Genomic DNA, 16,581 nt, shown 5'->3' with positions numbered 1-16,581 from the left:
AGTTGAACTATCTTCCCGGCACAATTGAGGAGACGTGCATGGATGGATGGCTTAAGGGACTGATCGCGGTGACCTGCGTCGTGGTCATTGGCGGCATCGGTTATTTTGTGGTGATCGACAGAAGCGATCGGCATAAGTCGGACAAGGCCGCCTTTCGATTGAGCGATGCGGTCTTTTGCCGGGCGAGGTTGTCGTCGATCCGCGCAGGCATAACGAGCGCTGACGACGTGACAGTTGCAGACGACTGCTTTGTAAAGGGCCTCGTCAGCCAATCGGATGTGGTCGACGCTTTTGAAGCCGGAACAAAAAAGCGGATCGGACAATGATCACTTCCGCTTATTGGGGAAAATGGCATCGAAGAGCCGGCTGCTGAGCGGTCGCTCCGAAACCTGCTGCTCAGGCTCTTCCTTCTCGACCGCCTTCTGCGCCATGAGCTCTCGTCGCTTGAGATCCATTGCGACGATGGCGTCGAGCTGCCACTGCCGGAGCGTCACACCACGAAGGCGGGACCATTCAGCAATAGCCTGAAACCCTATCGCATTCGCACCGAAACCATTCCCGGTGCGCTGGCTGTCGAGTTCGCGGAACCAATACCAGACCTGCTCGCCTGCCACAGGTACCGCGATTTTCCTTCCCTGCTGCTGATCAACGATGAGCCGACAAAGCCTCGCGATCAGCTTTTGGTAAAAGAGCTCCGGCGGACCGCCCTCACCTCGACCTGGTCACGGATGATCCTGAATTTGGCATAGAGGTTACGGACATTCTCTTCCGAGAAAGGAATGACCTGGCCGCCGATCTTCGGGTTTGGCGTCCAGTGGGTGGTGGACTTGGCGAGGATAGCGATCATGCGCTCGTCCGCATCGTCAGTGGCATCAGCGGCGGGGTCGAGGCTGGAGCGTTCTGCGGCCTTCTTGGCGAACTCCGCTGCAACGTCGCGCATGGCTTTCTGCATGCGGTCGCTGTCAGGGCCGACGAACCCGATCTTGAGACCGATCGGCTTACCCTGTTCGTTGAGGATATCGATCTCGATGCCCTGCTCCTGGGATTGGAGCAAGGATTCAAGGCCGGAGAGGTCGGCGAAATCTTCAGTGGCCATCAAGCACCACCTACCGGAGCCACGGTGATAACCGGACTATTTATTTCTACATTCCCCTGCAGGAGGCGAGCCGTGTTCGCGCCGCCGCCGTTCTCCTGCGCCGTCATGACGATGCCGTAGAAGTATTTGACGGTTCCGGTCGGAACGGTCGTCGCGGTGTGGACGCCAGACTGCGTGCCGGTCGTGTTGATAGCCGCGCCGCCGGGGGTGGCGGAAACGCTGAAAGCGTCGGCCGTCGGGTTCACGACGTAGTAGGTCGTGCCGGCGGTGAGCCCGGTCGGAAGTGCGCCGGTCGTGCTGAACTTGATTGGCGTTCCGGCGGCAATACCGTGCGCCGTCCACGAGATGACACCCGGAGTGGCGATCGTCATCGTGACAGTCGAGACCTTCGGCGGGGGCGCATCATCGAATGCCAGCTTAAACGGATAGTTGAAGTCCGTGTTCTCGGCAGCGATGAGAGCGATCTGGCCGGGGTCATTCGGCATGATGATGAAGTTGTTCTGCATCGAGCCGGCGTTGCGCGTGCCCTTGGCCTTCAGAGTTCGGCCGGAGGAAATCACATCTTCGGAGATGAGCGTTGCGGCATCGCCGATCGCGCCCATGGTCTGCCAGCCCTTAAGCTCGGTCCATGTGACGGAAGCGAAATCGGTAGCATCGATATCGGCATCATCGGGAACCGTGTTGACGGCAGGGCCGATATAGATCTTGGCACCTGCAACCGGGTAAAGCTGCGGCATGATCGTTTTCCTTCATGTCTGATTGCGCACTTGCCTAAGGTGCAATGAGGCAGGCCAATCAGGCCGGAACTTGCGGGTAGCAAAGCCACCGGGTGGTGACGGGTATGTTGTGGTGCGTCTCACCGGTGACGAGGACGCCGATTTCCGGATCCTCGTCGATGCGGACCTGCGTATCGACACGAAAGAGCTTCGTGCCGCGGCGAAGGTGCGCTCGGAGCTGGCCGGCGACATTGTAGCCGTCGACGATCGCCGAGCCCTTCGGCCACATGACGTTGGTGCGCATGAAGCCCTGCCGGATCGGGTCCATCTCAAGCGACAGGTCCGTCTCGATCGAGCGGTTGAAGTGGACCTCGACGCTGACGAACTTGCTCGATGCGGTCGGCGTGAACGGAACACCGGGCAAGACCATCGTGACGCCGGTCGGAGGAACGAACTCCTGACACCGGATGAGCAGCGCCTGATAGATTTTCATTTCAACCGTATCGGCCATCTGCTACCTCTGGCCAATGGCCGAAAAACCGCTCAGCGACGAGGAAGTCTATGACCTGCTCCACCAGGCGCTGGGACTGTTGCTGAACCGCACAGTGCGGACGAAGCATGCTCAAGACGTGCTCTCGATGGCCATCCGAGACCTGACGATCATCCAGACGGCCCTTCTGTCGCTTTCCGAAGGCGTCAAGTTCGATCGAAGCGGTTCCGAACCTGCGCCTCAGCCTGAGTGACGATCTGCGGCCATCTCTGCGCAACTGCATCGACGAAACCGAAACCGGTCTGGTTATAGGTGCGCCCGAGAGCGTCGGTCCCGACGAAGCCGTAATTCATGCGAGCGGCGTAGGCGGCTTGAAAGCCAAGGAATATCGTCTCGCCAAGCTGAGAGCCGGCGATCACGAGTTCGATTCCGCTATCCTGAAACTCTGTCTTGTCCTCGCGGATGGTCGGCATATCTGCTGTTGAGGCCATCAGCGAGCGCCGTAGGTTGCCGGTCTTGAGCGGCATCCTTCCGCCTTCAGCGACTGGCGTGCGAACCTCGTTCGCGACGGTCCGCGCAGCCTCGTGAAAGACTGCTTCCTCTCGCTCAAGCTCTGCCTTCGCCCACTCCGAAACCTGGGCGGCGAAGGATAGTCCTTCCGTGGACATCAGCGGCCCCGCGAGCGGGCATAGGCTTCCGCGAAGTCGAAATTGTATTCGACGTCACAGCGACAGCCGATGATCTCATCCGGTCCAGCGCCGAGGCTCGTGTCGCCCGGGAAGCGCAAGAGCGCACCGGATGGAGACTGGAAAGCCAAATCCATGCCCCTCACCTCCTGAGCGTTAAGAGCCTGGTGCGTGTGCCTCACGCGGCTATCACCGGCCGACCGCCACTTACGGGTGACGAGTGTCGCGTCCCTGCCCGACTTGGCGAGCGCCTGGTTGAAGGCCTCGTGCTTTGCCGACATGACCGAGGTCGTGGTCTCGGTTCTGGCAATCATCTCGCCGCGAAGCCTTAAGTTCCGGTCCCGCAGGCGCATGAGCACCTTGTCGAGCGTTTCCTTGTCCAGCGGCCTGCCGGCGGCGATGGCGCGCTGGACGGCCTTGTCGAGCCGCTTGTCGCGGGTCTTGAGCGTCAGATACTTCCGCATCAGCGCCGGATCGCCCGACAGAAGATTGATACGGGTGCGCTCAATAAGCTCTGCCTGCGGGCCGTTGAGCCCTATAATTCCGCCTTCCCGCTTGCCGGTGGTCGCTGACTTACGCCCGACGAGGTCGAGAGCAATCTTGGCCGGTCCCGCTCCCTGCGAATAGGCCTCGACGATCGTCTGCCGAGCCGCCGCGACCGTCTGTTCGCTGATGTTCGTGATCATCGTCGAGGAAAGATTGCGAATGTTGGCTTCTGCCCCCTGGTTGCTCACGTCCCAGCGGATGACAATGCGATTGCCAAACGCATCGGCGAGCCTTGGCATGTTCTGCGACGTCAGCAGGCCGCCGGCGTCGTATGCCTGTCTTAGGGACTCAGACAGAGGCCGAAAAGCGGCAGGGTCAATGTGCAGCGCCCGGATCGCGCCCTCTATGTCCCTCGCCTCAAGCTTCGCCACGACCTCGCGCAGGATGATCTCACTCTTGATGTCGTCGATCGCATCGAGGAAGGCCTTTTCGAGCGTCGGCGAGAGCTTGTCGACGAGATCGAGGAGCTGCTGGCGGAGGGTCGGCATTAGCCTCGATACATCCCGTCGCGCCTGATTTCGATCTCCGCGATCTGGCGCATCACCGCAATCCGCCGTGCCTGCTCCGCCGAGGTGGTGCCTTCAACGTTGATCGCGATGACCGGCTCGGCGGCCATCTTGCCCCACTCCCGGATCTCATCCTTGGGGACGAGCCGAGCGCCGGAGACAGCCTCGCCGACGAGGAGAGAGGCAGGAGCGGCCACAGCACCGCCGATGGCGAGCTTGAAGAACGAACGCCGGTTCATTCGGCCGAGTCCTTCTTCGCCTTTTCCTTCGGAGCCGGCTGCTCCTCTTCCTTCAGCTTCTGCCCGACGCCGATGGTTTCGAGCGCGGTAGCCTCGCCTTCGGAGAGGTCCGTCAGGATCGAGCCGGCTTCCCGGCTCTTGTACTTCTTGGTGAGCAAGACGTTCGTCATGGTGCTGTCCTTTCCAACGAAAAAGGCCCGCCGAAGCGAGCCTGGGAGTTGTCACTTTGAATTCGTCAGCCGAACCAGATCCGGCTGATGCGCCCTGCCTCCAGCACCACGTTCACACGCTGAGGGACATAATCCATCGTTATCATGTCTCCTTCGTTATATATGCGGCATCTTCGGCCTATAAGTTCAGCGATTTGGGTGGGGGCCGATCCTGACTGCGTAAGGGCCGAGATCACGTTAATGAACGCTCTCGCTCCGGCGTCGGGCTCAGTGGTGGCGATTGCCGCCCACGGCCAAGGAACCCACCTGTCGTCCCCACTCCGCCGCCCTTTGTTTTCTGTGGGCCAAGGGAAGATCGGATGGTCAGCAGGCTCCATCATGATCTGAGTATTAGGATCGACGTTGAACCCACTCGGTCCAGCGATTCCGGAAAATAAGAGGTAAAGGCCTTCTTGAGTGATCTGATAAGCATTCACGTTACCGGTTGGATGACCGCATACCTCAATCACCTTACCCGGGGGGCCGCGTTTTTCCTCGGCCAATACATTTTTCGCACCGATGAGCGCCTCAAGTTCTTTGCGCATCTTCGACAGGGTGATTTCTGTTTCTTTTGCTGGCACGCAAAAGATGGTTCCGTCCTGCTTATAAACCCAAATTCCGCTCATAATTTCCTCCCCAACGGTTGCTAGGGAAGAAAAGCACAACCTTAAAAAGTTCGGAAGTGTACCTTTATGATTATGCAACCCTACCCTGAGTGATGAACACCACATCCGTCACGCCATCGTAGTTGTTCGGATCGTCGTGGACGATGTGATATTCCGTGCCGTCCGCGCCGATTGCGACATCTCCCACCTTGGGCGAGACGCCTATTCCGATCGAGCCGATATAAAGTTGCTTGTCCGAGGCCAGAATGTTCGTGCCGTCGACATAGCGGCGGTCGTAGCCGGCGGGGAACAGGCGGCATGGATAATCCCTCGTGGTTCCATCGCCACCGGTGACCGGGTCGGACGGCGTGATGCGACGGATGGTGCCCGCCTGCCCGTACTTGGTGATGAGCCGCTGCGCCGTTGCCTGCAGGCGGGTGTAGAGCGGATCAGTCACAGCGAGCGCCACCGATCGACATAATGCCCAGATAGACCAGATCCTCGCAGCGCAGGTAAGGCGCGAGCATGCCGTCGACGATCGAGATCAGCGGCGTGATGCCGGAAGCCGTGCCATCGGATTCGGCTGACTGATATTCCACCTCGAGCTGCCCAACCTTCTCTCGCTTCACTGCCGACGAGGCCGAGCCGACGACAGACAGCGAGCCGGGCGAAGCCGCCTCCTGATAAGCCGCTTCATACGAGGCGTTGATGACGGCGGCGGGCACGACGTTCGACGGCAACAGCTTGCCGTTGACGATCGCGCCCTCGCGTGGCCACTGGCGCTCCTGTGCGGGGTCCACGACCGAGCCGAGGAAGCGGGCACCATAGGCCGCGTCGATGTAGTTGCTGCTCCGATTCCGAAGGACAGCCTGCGACGGCGCACCGACAGGGAGCGAATAGCCGTTGTCTGCCAGCCAGGCGGTGAAGCCTGCATCATCGCCATATCCAGCCATGTGAGGTTATCCCATCAGTTCTGGACAGGCGGCGTGATGACGCCGGCAGCGACGAGCGCCGCGGCCTGTGCTGCGGTCAGTGCCATGGAACTCTCCTTTGTTTAATAGGTGACCATCAGATGATGATGGGGCTGTGGGGTTGATCTCACTCGCGCCTTCTGCAAGTCTTGCGAGCAATGACATCGCAGGACATCCATTCATGACACGCGTATCGCTTTCACACGACCGCCGCGTCGCATTATTGACCGAATACCTGGCTGGAGCGCGTATCGATTTTCTCGCTGCCAAATACGGCGTCCATCGCTCATATCCCCGGCACCTTTTTCGGAGGTATTCGGCAAAAGGGCTCATCGGATGACAATGGGCGATAGGTGCCCTGATTATTAAGCCGCAACAGGCATGTAATAAGGGTCTTGGAACGGTACGAGATTGGCTGCAAGGACAGACGCCATATTCGCATGCTCTGCCGGTGGCGGGTGAATTTGGTCACCTGACGGCCACGTGCTTGGCGCACTGACAACGGCCGAAGCTGTGTCATGATACTTATCGCAAAGTCCGTCTGCCCCAGCAGCCAACCATGCATTATAGGCGACGCGAATTGCTTCCTGACCGGCATCAAATGTGCCGCGAGGTATGATTGAAGAAGCGTGAACGCGAAGACGCTTCCCGTACGGGCCGGTAATCGATTGAGCATAGTTCGCAAGGACCGTAAAGCGGTCCTTCAGGTTCTGGAGTGTCGTTCCGGCAGAAGCGAGATCGTTGGTAGCCAACGCGAACAGAATATCAGTCGCATATTGCCAAAGAGCTTTTTGGAGGAGCGTCAGTGATTGCTGTGCGTTCATTGAGTTGCCGCCGACCGTCTGGCGCGCCCAATTGAAGACGTGACCATCGACATTGAGGGTCGCGCGATTGATGAAGCCACCGGCGGCGGCCGTATTATTGTCAGCCTGGTTGTCGCCGATGCTATCAGCCACCGCGATCAATGAGGCAATTGGACTGTCTGGAATGCCAAGGATTGCCGTGGGGCTATAGGCATTGCTGGCAACCGTACCACTCGCGTTGAAGGCACCCAACGCTAGCAGGGTGCGCTTGGTCGTGAGTGTGAAGCCCTGCTGGTCGTTATAGATATTCCCCGTCTGGGAAAAGCCATTTGCGCCTGCGGTAACCTGGCGGATATAGCGGGACCAGAACTCCTCGTCCGCCGCAAGGGTGGCGGTCGATGGGTCTGTTATATTCGTCGTGCCCGGGTTTAGAAGTGGGTTGGCCACGCCTCCGTAGAGTAGCGCTTCCACCGAAGCAGCTTTCTCAAGAGCGACGTCGTAGTTCAGCGCCTGGGCTGGTGACGCAACCTCAACTCCAGTACCCGTTGTGATCCGGATAAGCTGGTCCACAAACCTGATATTGCGGACAGCTACCTTCCCGTTCTTGTGGCGTTGGCGCGAGTGATTATAGATCCCGGTGTTCGCGACGGTGCCACCAACGTTCGCCACCCCGGTGGCATTGGCGATGATCTGGTAGTTTGTGGGCGCAGGATGTCCGCCGCCACCCGGGCCAATGATGCCTGCCCCAACCAGAGCAGCAATAGAAATCGGTGAACGTGCCATCGGTATCTCCTTGGCTGCTCTGGTGGTTCCGGGAGGAAGGGATGAAGCCTTAGGCTTCTTTCTTGTGGAGCTCGACGAAAGCGGCTCTGTCCTCTTCGGACAGGGTGTCGAAGCCGTCGAGATCATCCTTGCGAAGACCCTTGGTCACGGGCTCGCCGTCCTTGGTCACGACGTAATAACCGCCGCCTTTGGCTTCGACTGCATAGGCGGAGTTGTTGAGGATCGGCTCCTTGCCTTCGGTCGAGCCGGAGACGACCTCATAGCGGCCGACCCAGTCGGTCGGCTCCTTCTCGACGTCGATTTCCATACCGATCGGGATTTCGCCGCTCGGATTTTCTTTGCTCGGTGCCCCATAAAGGCCGGACGAGGTTGCGCCCTTGAACGGCGCGATGATCTTGATGCGCATGGTGGGCCTCCTTCGGCCATTGCGTGATGAGGGGAAGGTCCCGCCCGAAGGCGAGGCAGGTCGTCATCAGGTGCTGACGCTGTAGAAGACGCCCGACCGGCCGTTGATGTCGGCGCGGATCTCGATGCCCATCGCGTTCATGACGAGGAACTGGTAGTTCGCCGTCGGGGTCTGGCGAGGCATCGCCGTGGTGTTGGTCGCCATGCCGACGAGCGGGCGGATGTACTCAGCCGACGGCACGAAGCCGAAGAACTGGTTGCCCGTGAGTTCGAAGGACACCGCGATCTTGTTGATGCGGCGGTTCTTCAGGAGTTCCGCAAGGCGGGTGCCCAGCGTCGAGCCGGCAGACGGGTTAATCTGCTGGTCGAGGTTCCGCATGATCTCCGGAGAGACATACAGGTTGACCTTGCCGACGATGTAGTTGGCATCCAGCATTGCGCCGAACGGGCCATTGAAGAACGCGTCGAGCTGCGCCCAGGTGGCCGTGGTGAGGTCGATGTTGTTGCCGGACGGGCCGATGTTGATCGACTTCGAGTAGGGCGAGGTCTTGATGCCGTAGCCCGTATAGCCCTGGAAGACGATGGTGGAATCGCCGTTCAGGACATAGAGGGCGTTGTCGCGGCGGATCTTCGCCGTGATGGCTTCCTGGTCGTCGGAGAGAGCGTCGAAGTTCTCGGACTGCAGGGTATTCCATTCGCGCCACTCGCGGCCGTAGCCGGACGAGAAGATCGGCACGGGCGTTCCCCGGTAGTCATAGGCGACCTTATCGAGGCCGACCGGAACCTGACCGGAGATCGAACGCGTGACCGCGCCGGCATCGCCGGAGACGCGATTGAGCATGACGATCTTGCCGATGTTGACCGTGCGGGCCAGCGGCATGAGATCCGCCATCCAGACCTGCCCTTCGTCCGCACGCATGACGCGGCGGGTGGTGTCGTCGAGGTCGAACCAGGCATCGCGGGGGAGCACGGCAGAAGCGTTCTGCAGTTCCGCGAAGTGCGCCTCCACATTGTGGAAGTGCTGGCGCTCGGCGGAGACTTCTCCCCACCACTGCGCATGCGCCGCGGAGTTCGCGACAAGCTGCTCGTCGAAATAACGCATGTCGGTTTCTCCTTATGCGAAGTGGTAGCCCTTGGCAGCGCGGACGCTGACAAGCTGGTCGGCACCAGAGGTGTTGTTGTAGGTCTCGTTCGCGAACGCGACGACGAAGGTGCCGGTGGTGGCAGGAATGAACTTGCCAGCGGCGTTGACCGAAAGGGCGGCATCCTGCGTGATGCTGGTGCCGGTGGGCACGCGCACCCGGAACAGTTGCTCATCGAGCAGTTCCACGCCGATGATGCGGTCATTCGCGGGCCAGGCATCATCCACGCCCTTCATGGCGAGGTAGTTGTCCTCAGCGACGAAAATCCGGCCCTTGCTGGAAGCATTTGCCTGGACGAATGCGCCGGCAGTGCGGACAAGCGCCGTGCCCGGAAGAACCGCTGTGGTGCAGATCGCTTCATGCACCTGCGGCTTAACTTCCTCGACGGGGCCGCCGTAGATCTTGTTGTAACGGGCCATGTTACTTGTCTCCCTTTGGAAGCTTGAAGCCGCTGGTCTTCTCGCCGCCGCCATTGAAGGCGGAGTTGAGGCCGACGGAGCGCTGCTGTTCGGGTTTCGGTGCCAGAGCGCGAAGTGTGGCCAGCGGGGTTGCCTTCGCCGTTGGCTCGTCGAGGATCTTGGCGTTGACGACCTTCGTCACGAGCTCGGCGTGCTCGGCGTCGTCCTTGGCTTTCTGGTTGGCGACCATCTCAGCCTGTGCATCGAGCACCGGCTTGAGGGCGGTGGTGACGGAGTTAGCGATCGTCTCGCCAATCTTCGCCATGCTTCCCGAGAGGGCTTTGACCTCATCGGAAAGCGCCTTGAACTGCTCGTCAGAGACAGGCATGTCGTCTTCCTTTCGATTGTTTGAGGATTCCCGCTCGTTGAAGCCAAGGGCTTCCATCATTGCGGTCTTGGTCTTCTCCCACAGGCCGACGTTCTTCCGGCGCATGAGAGCTTCAACGAGGCGTGTTCCAGCCCAGTCGATTTCCTGGTCGGCGGCATCCGTCAGTGCGGAGTTGACGACCTCGATGTCTTCCATCTCGCCCTTGGCGTTGACGAGCATGCCGACGCCCTGCTCGGGGGTGGCCGCGCCTTCCTCGCCCAGGAGGATCGCGTCATGGTCGAACACCATGTTGCGGGCGATGCGCTTGTGGTCGGCGGCGTTGACGGTCTCCATGGTGGCGAGAAGACCGGTCGAGGTATGGACCGGGCCGCCGGCCTCGATCGCAGCGAGAACGGCCCTTCCGCCTTCGGTGCGATTGGCAACCTCGACGTCGATCACCTTGTCCAGCAGCACTCGGCCACCTTCCCGGCGCACGTTCTCGTTCCATGCCCCGATATGGCCGATGTTGACGCCTTCCGGGTCACGGGCGGAGATGAACTTGCCGTTCACCAGCGGGTGACCGAGAGGAGCCGGCGAGCGGTTGAGCGTCAGATAGCTCTTCTCGATCTCTTCGGACGGATACTTGATCCCGTTCATGATGATGTCGTCCGGCAGGGTCGCCGAGGGGACGATCATCACATCGCGGCCGTTGCGCTTTTCCTTGCGGACAGCCTTCACGTTCGCCAGTGACCTGACGTTCACACGCACCTGGGGCATGGTTGATTATTCCTGTGTGGGTGTGGGCTTCCCGAGCGATGCGTTGGTTTCTTCGTCAGTCGCTTCGTCTCGATACTTGTCGTTCTCGGCCAGCGGCTCATAGCCGACGGCACCGCGGATATCCTCGGGGGTGAAGACCCACTCGGTCGTCCCGGTCTTCTGGTTGACGTCGGCCATCTTCACGGCTCGGTCGATCTTCTCGCCCATGGACGCTTCGGTGAGGTCCGCCTGGTCGATGAACCACTCTTTGTCCGGCAGGATTCCGAACCGCACGAGCCGGGTGACCAGCTCCATAATGTTCGGATGCGTGATGTTGGCGCGGCGCGACATGCAGGTTTGCGCCCACTCGTCTGCGTCTTCCTGGCTTGCCCGCTCGCCGGTCTGCATGCCGACGAGGATCTTGACCGGCATGTTGATCGAGGCCGCGAAAGCGTTCAGCGGAGCCGCGTAGAAATGCTCCGGCGACGGGAGCGTGACGTTGAGCTGCTTGGCCTGCATTCCCATGAGCATCAGCAACTGATCGAAGCCGGCGTTATAGTCGGCCACCTGGTCGTTCATCTTGTCGGCAAGCTCTTCGACCGTGACGCCCATGGTCTTCGCCATCTGGTCGATCTTGGCTTCCTTGTCGACTTCCAGCACCGGAGCCGACTTGGCATTCTTCCAGAAGCCCTCGCCGCCCGCGCCCTTGACCTTGTCCATGTCGATCAGGTCGTTGAATCCTGGCTCAAGGATCGAACGGCCATAAATCGTCCCGTCTTCCGACCAGATCAGCACGCGATCGGGATGGATGCGAAGCTGGCGGTTCTTCTTTTTGTCACCGTCCAATGCGGATTCGGTGAACTGATACATGGTCGGCTCGCCATAGGTTTCCGACCGAGGATCGGCATCATATTCGGCGACCGATAGCTGACCTTTCCAGACCGGATCGACCTTGTAGAGGCCATCCAGCCCACCCGGCACGCGGTCAACCGGCTGGTCGAATGCCTTGCCGTCTCTCACGCGAAGGATGACACCCGAATATCCGCCGACCATCGCCATGCGGTCTGCGTCGGTGAGCTTTGCCCACAGGCGCAGCGCGGCGAACTTCTTGCGGATTTCCTTTTCGAGCGCCGTTTCCTTCTGCGGGCCGACCTCCGAACCGTCGCGCTCCTTCTCGAGGAGGAATGGCGCGTCCTGCCATGTCTTGAGCACGGTCTTGTCGACGCCTGCAGCAGCGATGCCGTTGCGTAAATACATTTTGTAGAGCTGGTTGAAGTCCAGCGTCTCAGGCCAACCGAAGTCCTTATAGTAGTCGTGCTTGACGTTCGCGCCTGGGAAGAAGGCCGGGAACATGCTGCCGAGCCGGCGCTGGGCATAGTTTGCCAGCCGTACAACTTGGTTCATCTGTTCTTCGTCCTCAGGAACATGGCGACCGTCGGGCCGACAGCGATATTGACGTTGTCCGCGGCAATCACAGCGTCAGCCAGGTTGTGCGACTTCACGCCCAAATCCTTCTTGAGCTTCACCTTCGGAACGACGCGCTTCTTGCCCTCGGTCTCGACCCACCAAGGGACGCAGAGTTCAGTGAAGAGCGCGTCCAGCTTTTTGGTACCCATCTCGGAAGAGAATGACAGCACATCCTCAGGTTTGATCGACTGGCCTCGCGTCACCGCGTTGAACGTGAGCATGGCGCGGCGGGCTGTATTGGCCCAGGCCTGCGCCTTCAGGTTCAGGTATTCGTCCTTGTTGAGCGGACTGTTACTGTTCAGCGGGTCGCTCGGCTCGTCGCCGTCCATCACCCCGCCGCCTGCATGAAAGGCGAAGTGCTCGACACTGGCCCCGTTCAACTCGTTCTGTTCGTCGATGTAGCCGCCGACGAAGGCGCCGACGCCGATGGTGTCATAAGAGACCGTGGCATCAACATGCTTTGCCTTCGCCCATACGCGCTTGGCATTCTGGACGAGCTCGTCCTTGCCGGATGACCAGTCCTCAGCATCCGTGAAGATGCCGCCGATCTTGTCGGCCGTCGCGCTCTTGTCTTCGCCGTCGTCTGCCGGGTCGAAGCCGATGATATTCCGCCCGGTTAGCGAGAGCTTGAGTGTCTTATGCGCGTCGACGCAAGCCTCAAGCCATTTGCGCTTGAAGATCGACAGTTCGCCATCGCCGAGCGGCACGCCGCCGTAAATGTGCTCAAACAGCTCCGGGTTTCGTTCCTTCATTGCTGCGATGTCGCGCAATGCCTTGGCGGATAGGAACGGGTTTTCCGTGTAGTTGATCTTCCGCACGATGCAGTGCGGAGGAACGTTGACCACGAAGTGCTTCCAGACGTAGTCGGTGACCAGCTTCGGGTTGAACAGCAGGATCGCCAGGCTGTCTTCCTTGCGGATCGTCGGGCCGATCACGGTCCATTGGTCCTCGGTGAGCTTCTCCGCTTCTTCCACCCACAGGATATCGACGTCGGACGTGCCCTTGATATCCTCAAGGTTTCGCTCGATGCCGTAGAAGATGAACTCTGCGCCAGTCCGCCGATGAATGATCGTCGTCTTCTGGACGTCGTATGCTGCTTCCAGCCCGAGATGAGCGATCGCCCACTTCAGTTCGGTGTAGACCGAATCCTGAATGCGGTTCTGGAAACGACGGATGCAGAGAACGCGCATCCTGACGCCTACATGGTCGACCAACCGGACCAACTGGCAGGCCGTGTCTCTGGTCTTTGAGCTTGAACGTCCACCGTGGAGAACCGCGATGTCAGCCTGCCCGAGGAAAACCTGTTCCCAAAAATCGTGAAGGGCTGGGTTGGTGAGGTGGGTGGTGGCGTCTAGCTCTTTTCGCTGCGCAGCACTTCCCGCCATGTTCTCGTCTCGGTCTGTATCGGCGCGCCGTCTTTACCTGTGTGCTCGTGGCGCTCGACGAACATGCCCAGATGCTTGCCGATGTCGACGAGCGCGCCCTTCTTGTCGTGGAGCTTGAGCTTGATGCCGCCGGTCGAGTTCTGACTGATCTCGGCAATCGCGGCGGCTGTGTCGTCATCGATCTCGTCGCTCGAAACGAGCTGGACGTTGTTGGTGACAACATTCTTGATCACGAGGACGTCGCCGCCTTCCGGGTTGTCCTCTTCAGTAACCAGCGTGCCTTGCCACTTAATGGCTTTGCGGATGTCGGAGAATCCGATCTTTGCCAGTTCTTCGAGGACGCGCTCTTTCGTGATGGCGAGCTTCTCGATGGCCTTCTCGGTGGCCTTTCGCTCTACCGTCTGCTCCCATTCCAAAAGCTCGGCTACGCGTTGTCGGATGTTGTCTTTGTGCTGTAGGCGTGACGCGTTCCCGCGGTCAGGTTTGAAACCTGCTGCCGCATATGCGTCATCTGCTGTCTTGCCTTTCGCCAACTCCTGCGCGAATTTCTCGTGACGAGGATTTTTCAGAACGGGCATAGGGCTTCCAATGGAATTTTATGAAAACATATTTTGGTACACCGACCCCTCAGGCATTGTGCTCTCGAACGCGAAACTAAACGAGGGATGGACTGAAAGCGTTTCATCGTTTTCGGACCGGACGGGCCTTGAGGGTGCGACCACACCTTATGCTGCTCTGCACCTGGACAGAGAAAAAGAGGCTCTCTGGGAAAAAATCAGAGCCGACGAGTTTCCGGATCGCCCAACCCGTCTGAAAGCGCTGTTTTTGTTCGTCAGTCGTGCCGATGCCGAAACCGCAATGCAAACTTGGTTTCGGGGACAAGATAGGGACTTTCTCGCCATTCAGGTCCCCAAGACCTCGAACCTTCACGTAGGAGACTCGAAACACCTTGACGCCGCACAATCTGATTGGGATTCCGCGGCGCGGTCATACTGGGCCGGCCACCACACTGCGGAACCTTTCCTTGAGGGAGTGCTTTACGGCAAAGCCTTTGTCCACAACTGGCAGTCTCTGCAGCCAAGATTGCGCCGTGGGTTTTGACCGATCACCGCGCCCATTCCAATAAATCGAAGGCCGTCTCATACCTGAAGCTCGTATCTTCGAGCATGTCCTCCGGCCGGAAGCGGGCGGTTCGAATGCGCCACATGGGGGAAGAAGCATTGTGCAAAGCACCTTCGTTCTCCTATCTACAGTTGATTTTTAAGCTGTTACCAGCGAACGTCACTCCGCCGTCAAAAGGAGGAATCTATGGCAACAGGAAAATGCCCCAAGTGCGCGAAGGTCATGCCCTATTTACGGCTTGAGGCCATTGAGGCCAAACAGCCTATTGGAACAAACTTGCACGCAGTTTCTTACAGCTGCCCGATGTGCATGACCGTAATCTCCGTCCAAGCGGACCCGCTCGCTTTGATGAATGACACGGTGAACAAGATCAAGGGGCGCTAATTATGCAAGGAGCGTCCGTCCTTTTCGGTGTGCTATCAGCCGCGTGCTGGCTCGCATCGGCTATACTTTCCCCGGTGATCACCGCAACCTACTGGGGCGGCCCTCCTGCACCCTTGGTGAGGCGGATGAAACTGGGGTCCGCGTTAAACGCGGCTGGTGCATTCTTCGGCTCGCTATCGATTGGACTGCAGGCGTTAGCTACTTATTGGGCATCGTGATCTACAGCGCCCGCCAAATCCCTTCACCCGGCGGCTGATACGACTGCCATGCCGTGAGGCAACCCGCAGCCATGCAGGCGACGGCGGTGCCGAATAGAACTGCAATCACGGCTCGTCTCATATCGCTCTCCGAAGATGTTGATTTCTTCGCCCTCGGGTGAGGAAGCAGAGATGAACATCGAGGCGGAGGCTTTCCTTTCTGCTTGGTTGAACGAAAAAACCCCGCCATTTCTGACGGGGTTTTCGAAGGAAGCTGAAAACGCTTAGCGGATGTAGAGCTGGAACACAGACCGCGGGTAGTAGTAGCCGTCGCTGTGGCGACGATAGCCCTTGCGGTAGTCCCGGTAACCGCGATGACCGTTCCAGTAGCCGCGGCGGTGGTGACGACCTTCGTAGCGGTCCCGGTGGTGCCGGTCGCGACGCCAGTCAGGACGGCGATCTTCGCGGTAATGGGCCAATTCCACGTCGGACGTCACCTGCGGATGCTGCCCGACAAGGGGGGCAGCCGAGGCCATGCCGAAGCTCGATGCTGCGATAACAGCAGCAACTATAGCAGTACCAATGCGAGAAAAACTATTCATGGTTACGCCTTTCCATTTCTAATGTTGGCGACCATGCTCTTACGGGGATGAACGTTATGTGAACTTTCCGTTCATGTTTACACCCACTTCGGCGGGAGGCGGCCCGATCTCTGGAATCTATAAGCCGCCCGGATTACTCCAGACGGCTTTAAAATAAACACGGTTTTCGTGCTTTTCTGCTTGCGTAAAGCACGGTTTTCGTGCATAACGATCTTACCGAAGCAATCCCGCTTCGGGAGGACTGGAGGCCACCATGAGCGTTAAGCTCACCCTTCAAGTCCGGTTCGGCAAGTGGAGAGTAACGATCTCCATCGGCCGGTAACTGGGGGCCGGAGGGGTCTAGACCACCTCTCCGGTTCCCCAAGATATAGCAAACCGTGGAGAGACCTTCAATGACGACGACTACCGCCACCGGCGAGAACCTGATGCGACACTACAGGACCGGAGCAAATCTCACGCAGGCGGAATTCGCAGCCGCGATGGGCATGCCCTTTCGAAGCTACCAAGATATAGAGGGCGGGAAGAGTCCCATACGTCCAATCCATGTAGCGGCTGCGCGGTGGGCGCTTGTGGAATTGGCTTCCAAAAGCCCTCTCAGATCTGGATTCCTCCCTCTTGAGATCGAAGCCATCGTGAAGGAAGCAGCGAAAGAAAAGCCGTAGCGGCAAACGACGCTCCAGGCATTTATTGGTGGGCCGCAGGGTTC

Annotated in this window: 24 protein-coding genes; 4 read left to right on the top strand and 20 right to left on the bottom strand. The window is 59.3% G+C overall.

Annotated features, from left to right (window positions below; all coding sequences use genetic code 11):
• The first annotated feature begins 38 nt into the window (after positions 1–38).
• Entirely contained in the window at positions 39–326 is a 288-nt protein-coding gene (locus ACK9YZ_RS07090) for a hypothetical protein (RefSeq protein WP_416066111.1), read from the top strand.
• Here ACK9YZ_RS07090 and ACK9YZ_RS07085 read toward each other — a convergent pair whose 3' ends face one another.
• The 4 genes from ACK9YZ_RS07085 to ACK9YZ_RS07070 are packed head-to-tail and all read right to left on the bottom strand — an operon-like array spanning position 327 to position 2,323.
• Positions 327–614, bottom strand: coding sequence for a hypothetical protein (locus tag ACK9YZ_RS07085; protein ID WP_416066110.1), 288 nt, complete (start codon positions 612–614; stop codon positions 327–329).
• 59 nt (positions 615–673) lie between these two features.
• The gene (locus ACK9YZ_RS07080) at positions 674–1,096 is read right to left on the bottom strand and encodes a hypothetical protein (protein WP_416066109.1); all 423 of its coding nucleotides are present in this window, start codon (positions 1,094–1,096) and stop codon (positions 674–676) included.
• A complete protein-coding gene (locus tag ACK9YZ_RS07075) occupies positions 1,096–1,833 on the bottom strand; it encodes a hypothetical protein (RefSeq protein WP_416066108.1) in 738 nt (245 codons plus the stop codon). The genes ACK9YZ_RS07080 and ACK9YZ_RS07075 overlap by 1 nt, the downstream gene beginning before the upstream one ends.
• 58 nt (positions 1,834–1,891) lie before the next feature.
• The gene (locus tag ACK9YZ_RS07070) at positions 1,892–2,323 is read right to left on the bottom strand and encodes a phage tail terminator-like protein (RefSeq protein ID WP_416066107.1); all 432 of its coding nucleotides are present in this window, start codon (positions 2,321–2,323) and stop codon (positions 1,892–1,894) included.
• 16 nt (positions 2,324–2,339) lie between these two features.
• Between ACK9YZ_RS07070 and ACK9YZ_RS07065 the strand changes: the two genes are divergently transcribed.
• Entirely contained in the window at positions 2,340–2,555 is a 216-nt protein-coding gene (locus tag ACK9YZ_RS07065) for a hypothetical protein (RefSeq protein ID WP_416066106.1), read from the top strand.
• On the opposite strand, the gene ACK9YZ_RS07060 is transcribed toward ACK9YZ_RS07065, so the two are convergent.
• The 15 genes from ACK9YZ_RS07060 to ACK9YZ_RS06990 all read right to left on the bottom strand — a co-directional run bounded on the left by ACK9YZ_RS07060 (position 2,509) and on the right by ACK9YZ_RS06990 (position 14,148).
• Positions 2,509–2,970, bottom strand: a complete 462-nt coding sequence (locus ACK9YZ_RS07060; RefSeq protein ID WP_416066105.1) for a hypothetical protein — start codon at positions 2,968–2,970, stop codon at positions 2,509–2,511. The two genes, ACK9YZ_RS07065 and ACK9YZ_RS07060, sit on opposite strands and share 47 nt — an antisense overlap.
• Positions 2,970–4,022 (bottom strand): phage minor head protein, encoded by a 1,053-nt coding sequence (locus ACK9YZ_RS07055; protein WP_416066104.1) that lies wholly within the window; start codon positions 4,020–4,022, stop codon positions 2,970–2,972. Before ACK9YZ_RS07055 ends, ACK9YZ_RS07060 begins: the two co-directional genes overlap by 1 nt.
• On the bottom strand, positions 4,022–4,279 hold the full coding sequence (locus tag ACK9YZ_RS07050) for a hypothetical protein (protein ID WP_416066103.1): 258 nt from the start codon (positions 4,277–4,279) through the stop codon (positions 4,022–4,024). Before ACK9YZ_RS07050 ends, ACK9YZ_RS07055 begins: the two co-directional genes overlap by 1 nt.
• Complete coding sequence (locus tag ACK9YZ_RS07045) at positions 4,276–4,449, bottom strand: hypothetical protein (RefSeq protein ID WP_416066102.1); 174 nt, start codon at positions 4,447–4,449, stop codon at positions 4,276–4,278. The genes ACK9YZ_RS07050 and ACK9YZ_RS07045 overlap by 4 nt, the downstream gene beginning before the upstream one ends.
• Positions 4,450–4,514: 65 nt before the next feature.
• Positions 4,515–5,114: an I78 family peptidase inhibitor gene (locus ACK9YZ_RS07040; RefSeq protein ID WP_416066101.1), complete on the bottom strand. Its 600-nt coding sequence runs from the start codon at positions 5,112–5,114 to the stop codon at positions 4,515–4,517.
• Positions 5,115–5,184: 70 nt separating this feature from the next.
• On the bottom strand, positions 5,185–5,550 hold the full coding sequence (locus ACK9YZ_RS07035) for a hypothetical protein (RefSeq protein ID WP_416066100.1): 366 nt from the start codon (positions 5,548–5,550) through the stop codon (positions 5,185–5,187).
• The gene (locus ACK9YZ_RS07030; protein WP_416066099.1) at positions 5,543–6,046 is read right to left on the bottom strand and encodes a DnaT-like ssDNA-binding protein; all 504 of its coding nucleotides are present in this window, start codon (positions 6,044–6,046) and stop codon (positions 5,543–5,545) included. Before ACK9YZ_RS07030 ends, ACK9YZ_RS07035 begins: the two co-directional genes overlap by 8 nt.
• Positions 6,047–6,429: 383 nt before the next feature.
• Complete coding sequence (locus ACK9YZ_RS07025; protein WP_416066098.1) at positions 6,430–7,650, bottom strand: hypothetical protein; 1,221 nt, start codon at positions 7,648–7,650, stop codon at positions 6,430–6,432.
• Between the two features lie 49 nt (positions 7,651–7,699).
• Positions 7,700–8,056 carry a hypothetical protein gene (locus ACK9YZ_RS07020; RefSeq protein ID WP_416066097.1) on the bottom strand — a complete coding sequence of 119 codons (357 nt, stop codon included), beginning with the start codon at positions 8,054–8,056 and terminating at the stop codon, positions 7,700–7,702.
• Between the two features lie 66 nt (positions 8,057–8,122).
• Positions 8,123–9,157: a major capsid protein gene (locus ACK9YZ_RS07015; RefSeq protein ID WP_416066096.1), complete on the bottom strand. Its 1,035-nt coding sequence runs from the start codon at positions 9,155–9,157 to the stop codon at positions 8,123–8,125.
• A 12-nt stretch (positions 9,158–9,169) separates the two neighbouring features.
• A complete protein-coding gene (locus tag ACK9YZ_RS07010; protein ID WP_416066095.1) occupies positions 9,170–9,616 on the bottom strand; it encodes a hypothetical protein in 447 nt (148 codons plus the stop codon).
• A 1-nt stretch (position 9,617) separates the two neighbouring features.
• Complete coding sequence (locus ACK9YZ_RS07005) at positions 9,618–10,739, bottom strand: hypothetical protein (protein WP_416066094.1); 1,122 nt, start codon at positions 10,737–10,739, stop codon at positions 9,618–9,620.
• 6 nt (positions 10,740–10,745) lie between these two features.
• Positions 10,746–12,122, bottom strand: a complete 1,377-nt coding sequence (locus tag ACK9YZ_RS07000; RefSeq protein WP_416066093.1) for an anti-CBASS protein Acb1 family protein — start codon at positions 12,120–12,122, stop codon at positions 10,746–10,748.
• A complete protein-coding gene (locus tag ACK9YZ_RS06995) occupies positions 12,119–13,570 on the bottom strand; it encodes a PBSX family phage terminase large subunit (RefSeq protein ID WP_416066092.1) in 1,452 nt (483 codons plus the stop codon). The genes ACK9YZ_RS07000 and ACK9YZ_RS06995 overlap by 4 nt, the downstream gene beginning before the upstream one ends.
• Positions 13,537–14,148 (bottom strand): terminase small subunit, encoded by a 612-nt coding sequence (locus ACK9YZ_RS06990; protein WP_416066091.1) that lies wholly within the window; start codon positions 14,146–14,148, stop codon positions 13,537–13,539. Before ACK9YZ_RS06990 ends, ACK9YZ_RS06995 begins: the two co-directional genes overlap by 34 nt.
• Before the next feature lie 10 nt (positions 14,149–14,158).
• Here ACK9YZ_RS06990 and ACK9YZ_RS06985 point away from each other — a divergent pair, with 10 nt between their 5' ends.
• Positions 14,159–14,671, top strand: a complete 513-nt coding sequence (locus tag ACK9YZ_RS06985; RefSeq protein ID WP_416066090.1) for a hypothetical protein — start codon at positions 14,159–14,161, stop codon at positions 14,669–14,671.
• 886 nt (positions 14,672–15,557) lie between these two features.
• On the opposite strand, the gene ACK9YZ_RS06980 is transcribed toward ACK9YZ_RS06985, so the two are convergent.
• Positions 15,558–15,875, bottom strand: a complete 318-nt coding sequence (locus tag ACK9YZ_RS06980) for a hypothetical protein (RefSeq protein WP_416066089.1) — start codon at positions 15,873–15,875, stop codon at positions 15,558–15,560.
• 392 nt (positions 15,876–16,267) lie between these two features.
• On the opposite strand from ACK9YZ_RS06980, the gene ACK9YZ_RS06975 reads away from it, so the two are divergent.
• Positions 16,268–16,537, top strand: a complete 270-nt coding sequence (locus ACK9YZ_RS06975) for a helix-turn-helix domain-containing protein (protein WP_416066088.1) — start codon at positions 16,268–16,270, stop codon at positions 16,535–16,537.
• Positions 16,538–16,581: the final 44 nt, after the last annotated feature.

Source organism: Rhizobium sp. ZK1, from assembly GCF_047782645.1.
In the GTDB taxonomy this organism is placed as follows: domain Bacteria; phylum Pseudomonadota; class Alphaproteobacteria; order Rhizobiales; family Rhizobiaceae; genus Rhizobium.
Note: the sequence above shows the minus strand (reverse complement) of the source record. Positions and strands in the feature narration are given on the sequence as shown.

Bases quoted from the DNA above. Each gene is read 5' to 3' on its own strand.
- ACK9YZ_RS07015 (WP_416066096.1), bottom strand. From the start codon at position 9,157: ATGCGTTATTTCGACGAGCAGCTTGTCGCGAACTCCGCGGCGCATGCG.
- ACK9YZ_RS07010 (WP_416066095.1), bottom strand. From the start codon at position 9,616: ATGGCCCGTTACAACAAGATCTACGGCGGCCCCGTCGAGGAAGTTAAG.
- ACK9YZ_RS07080 (WP_416066109.1), bottom strand. From the start codon at position 1,096: ATGGCCACTGAAGATTTCGCCGACCTCTCCGGCCTTGAATCCTTGCTC.
- ACK9YZ_RS07050 (WP_416066103.1), bottom strand. From the start codon at position 4,279: ATGAACCGGCGTTCGTTCTTCAAGCTCGCCATCGGCGGTGCTGTGGCC.
- ACK9YZ_RS07055 (WP_416066104.1), bottom strand. From the start codon at position 4,022: ATGCCGACCCTCCGCCAGCAGCTCCTCGATCTCGTCGACAAGCTCTCG.
- ACK9YZ_RS07020 (WP_416066097.1), bottom strand. From the start codon at position 8,056: ATGCGCATCAAGATCATCGCGCCGTTCAAGGGCGCAACCTCGTCCGGC.
- ACK9YZ_RS06980 (WP_416066089.1), bottom strand. From the start codon at position 15,875: ATGAATAGTTTTTCTCGCATTGGTACTGCTATAGTTGCTGCTGTTATC.
- ACK9YZ_RS07030 (WP_416066099.1), bottom strand. From the start codon at position 6,046: ATGGCTGGATATGGCGATGATGCAGGCTTCACCGCCTGGCTGGCAGAC.
- ACK9YZ_RS07060 (WP_416066105.1), bottom strand. From the start codon at position 2,970: ATGTCCACGGAAGGACTATCCTTCGCCGCCCAGGTTTCGGAGTGGGCG.
- ACK9YZ_RS07025 (WP_416066098.1), bottom strand. From the start codon at position 7,650: ATGGCACGTTCACCGATTTCTATTGCTGCTCTGGTTGGGGCAGGCATC.
- ACK9YZ_RS06995 (WP_416066092.1), bottom strand. From the start codon at position 13,570: ATGGCGGGAAGTGCTGCGCAGCGAAAAGAGCTAGACGCCACCACCCAC.
- ACK9YZ_RS07070 (WP_416066107.1), bottom strand. From the start codon at position 2,323: ATGGCCGATACGGTTGAAATGAAAATCTATCAGGCGCTGCTCATCCGG.
- ACK9YZ_RS07045 (WP_416066102.1), bottom strand. From the start codon at position 4,449: ATGACGAACGTCTTGCTCACCAAGAAGTACAAGAGCCGGGAAGCCGGC.
- ACK9YZ_RS06975 (WP_416066088.1), top strand. From the start codon at position 16,268: ATGACGACGACTACCGCCACCGGCGAGAACCTGATGCGACACTACAGG.
- ACK9YZ_RS06985 (WP_416066090.1), top strand. From the start codon at position 14,159: ATGGAATTTTATGAAAACATATTTTGGTACACCGACCCCTCAGGCATT.
- ACK9YZ_RS07075 (WP_416066108.1), bottom strand. From the start codon at position 1,833: ATGCCGCAGCTTTACCCGGTTGCAGGTGCCAAGATCTATATCGGCCCT.
- ACK9YZ_RS07005 (WP_416066094.1), bottom strand. From the start codon at position 10,739: ATGCCCCAGGTGCGTGTGAACGTCAGGTCACTGGCGAACGTGAAGGCT.
- ACK9YZ_RS07040 (WP_416066101.1), bottom strand. From the start codon at position 5,114: ATGAGCGGAATTTGGGTTTATAAGCAGGACGGAACCATCTTTTGCGTG.
- ACK9YZ_RS07065 (WP_416066106.1), top strand. From the start codon at position 2,340: ATGGCCGAAAAACCGCTCAGCGACGAGGAAGTCTATGACCTGCTCCAC.
- ACK9YZ_RS07000 (WP_416066093.1), bottom strand. From the start codon at position 12,122: ATGAACCAAGTTGTACGGCTGGCAAACTATGCCCAGCGCCGGCTCGGC.
- ACK9YZ_RS07090 (WP_416066111.1), top strand. From the start codon at position 39: ATGGATGGATGGCTTAAGGGACTGATCGCGGTGACCTGCGTCGTGGTC.
- ACK9YZ_RS06990 (WP_416066091.1), bottom strand. From the start codon at position 14,148: ATGCCCGTTCTGAAAAATCCTCGTCACGAGAAATTCGCGCAGGAGTTG.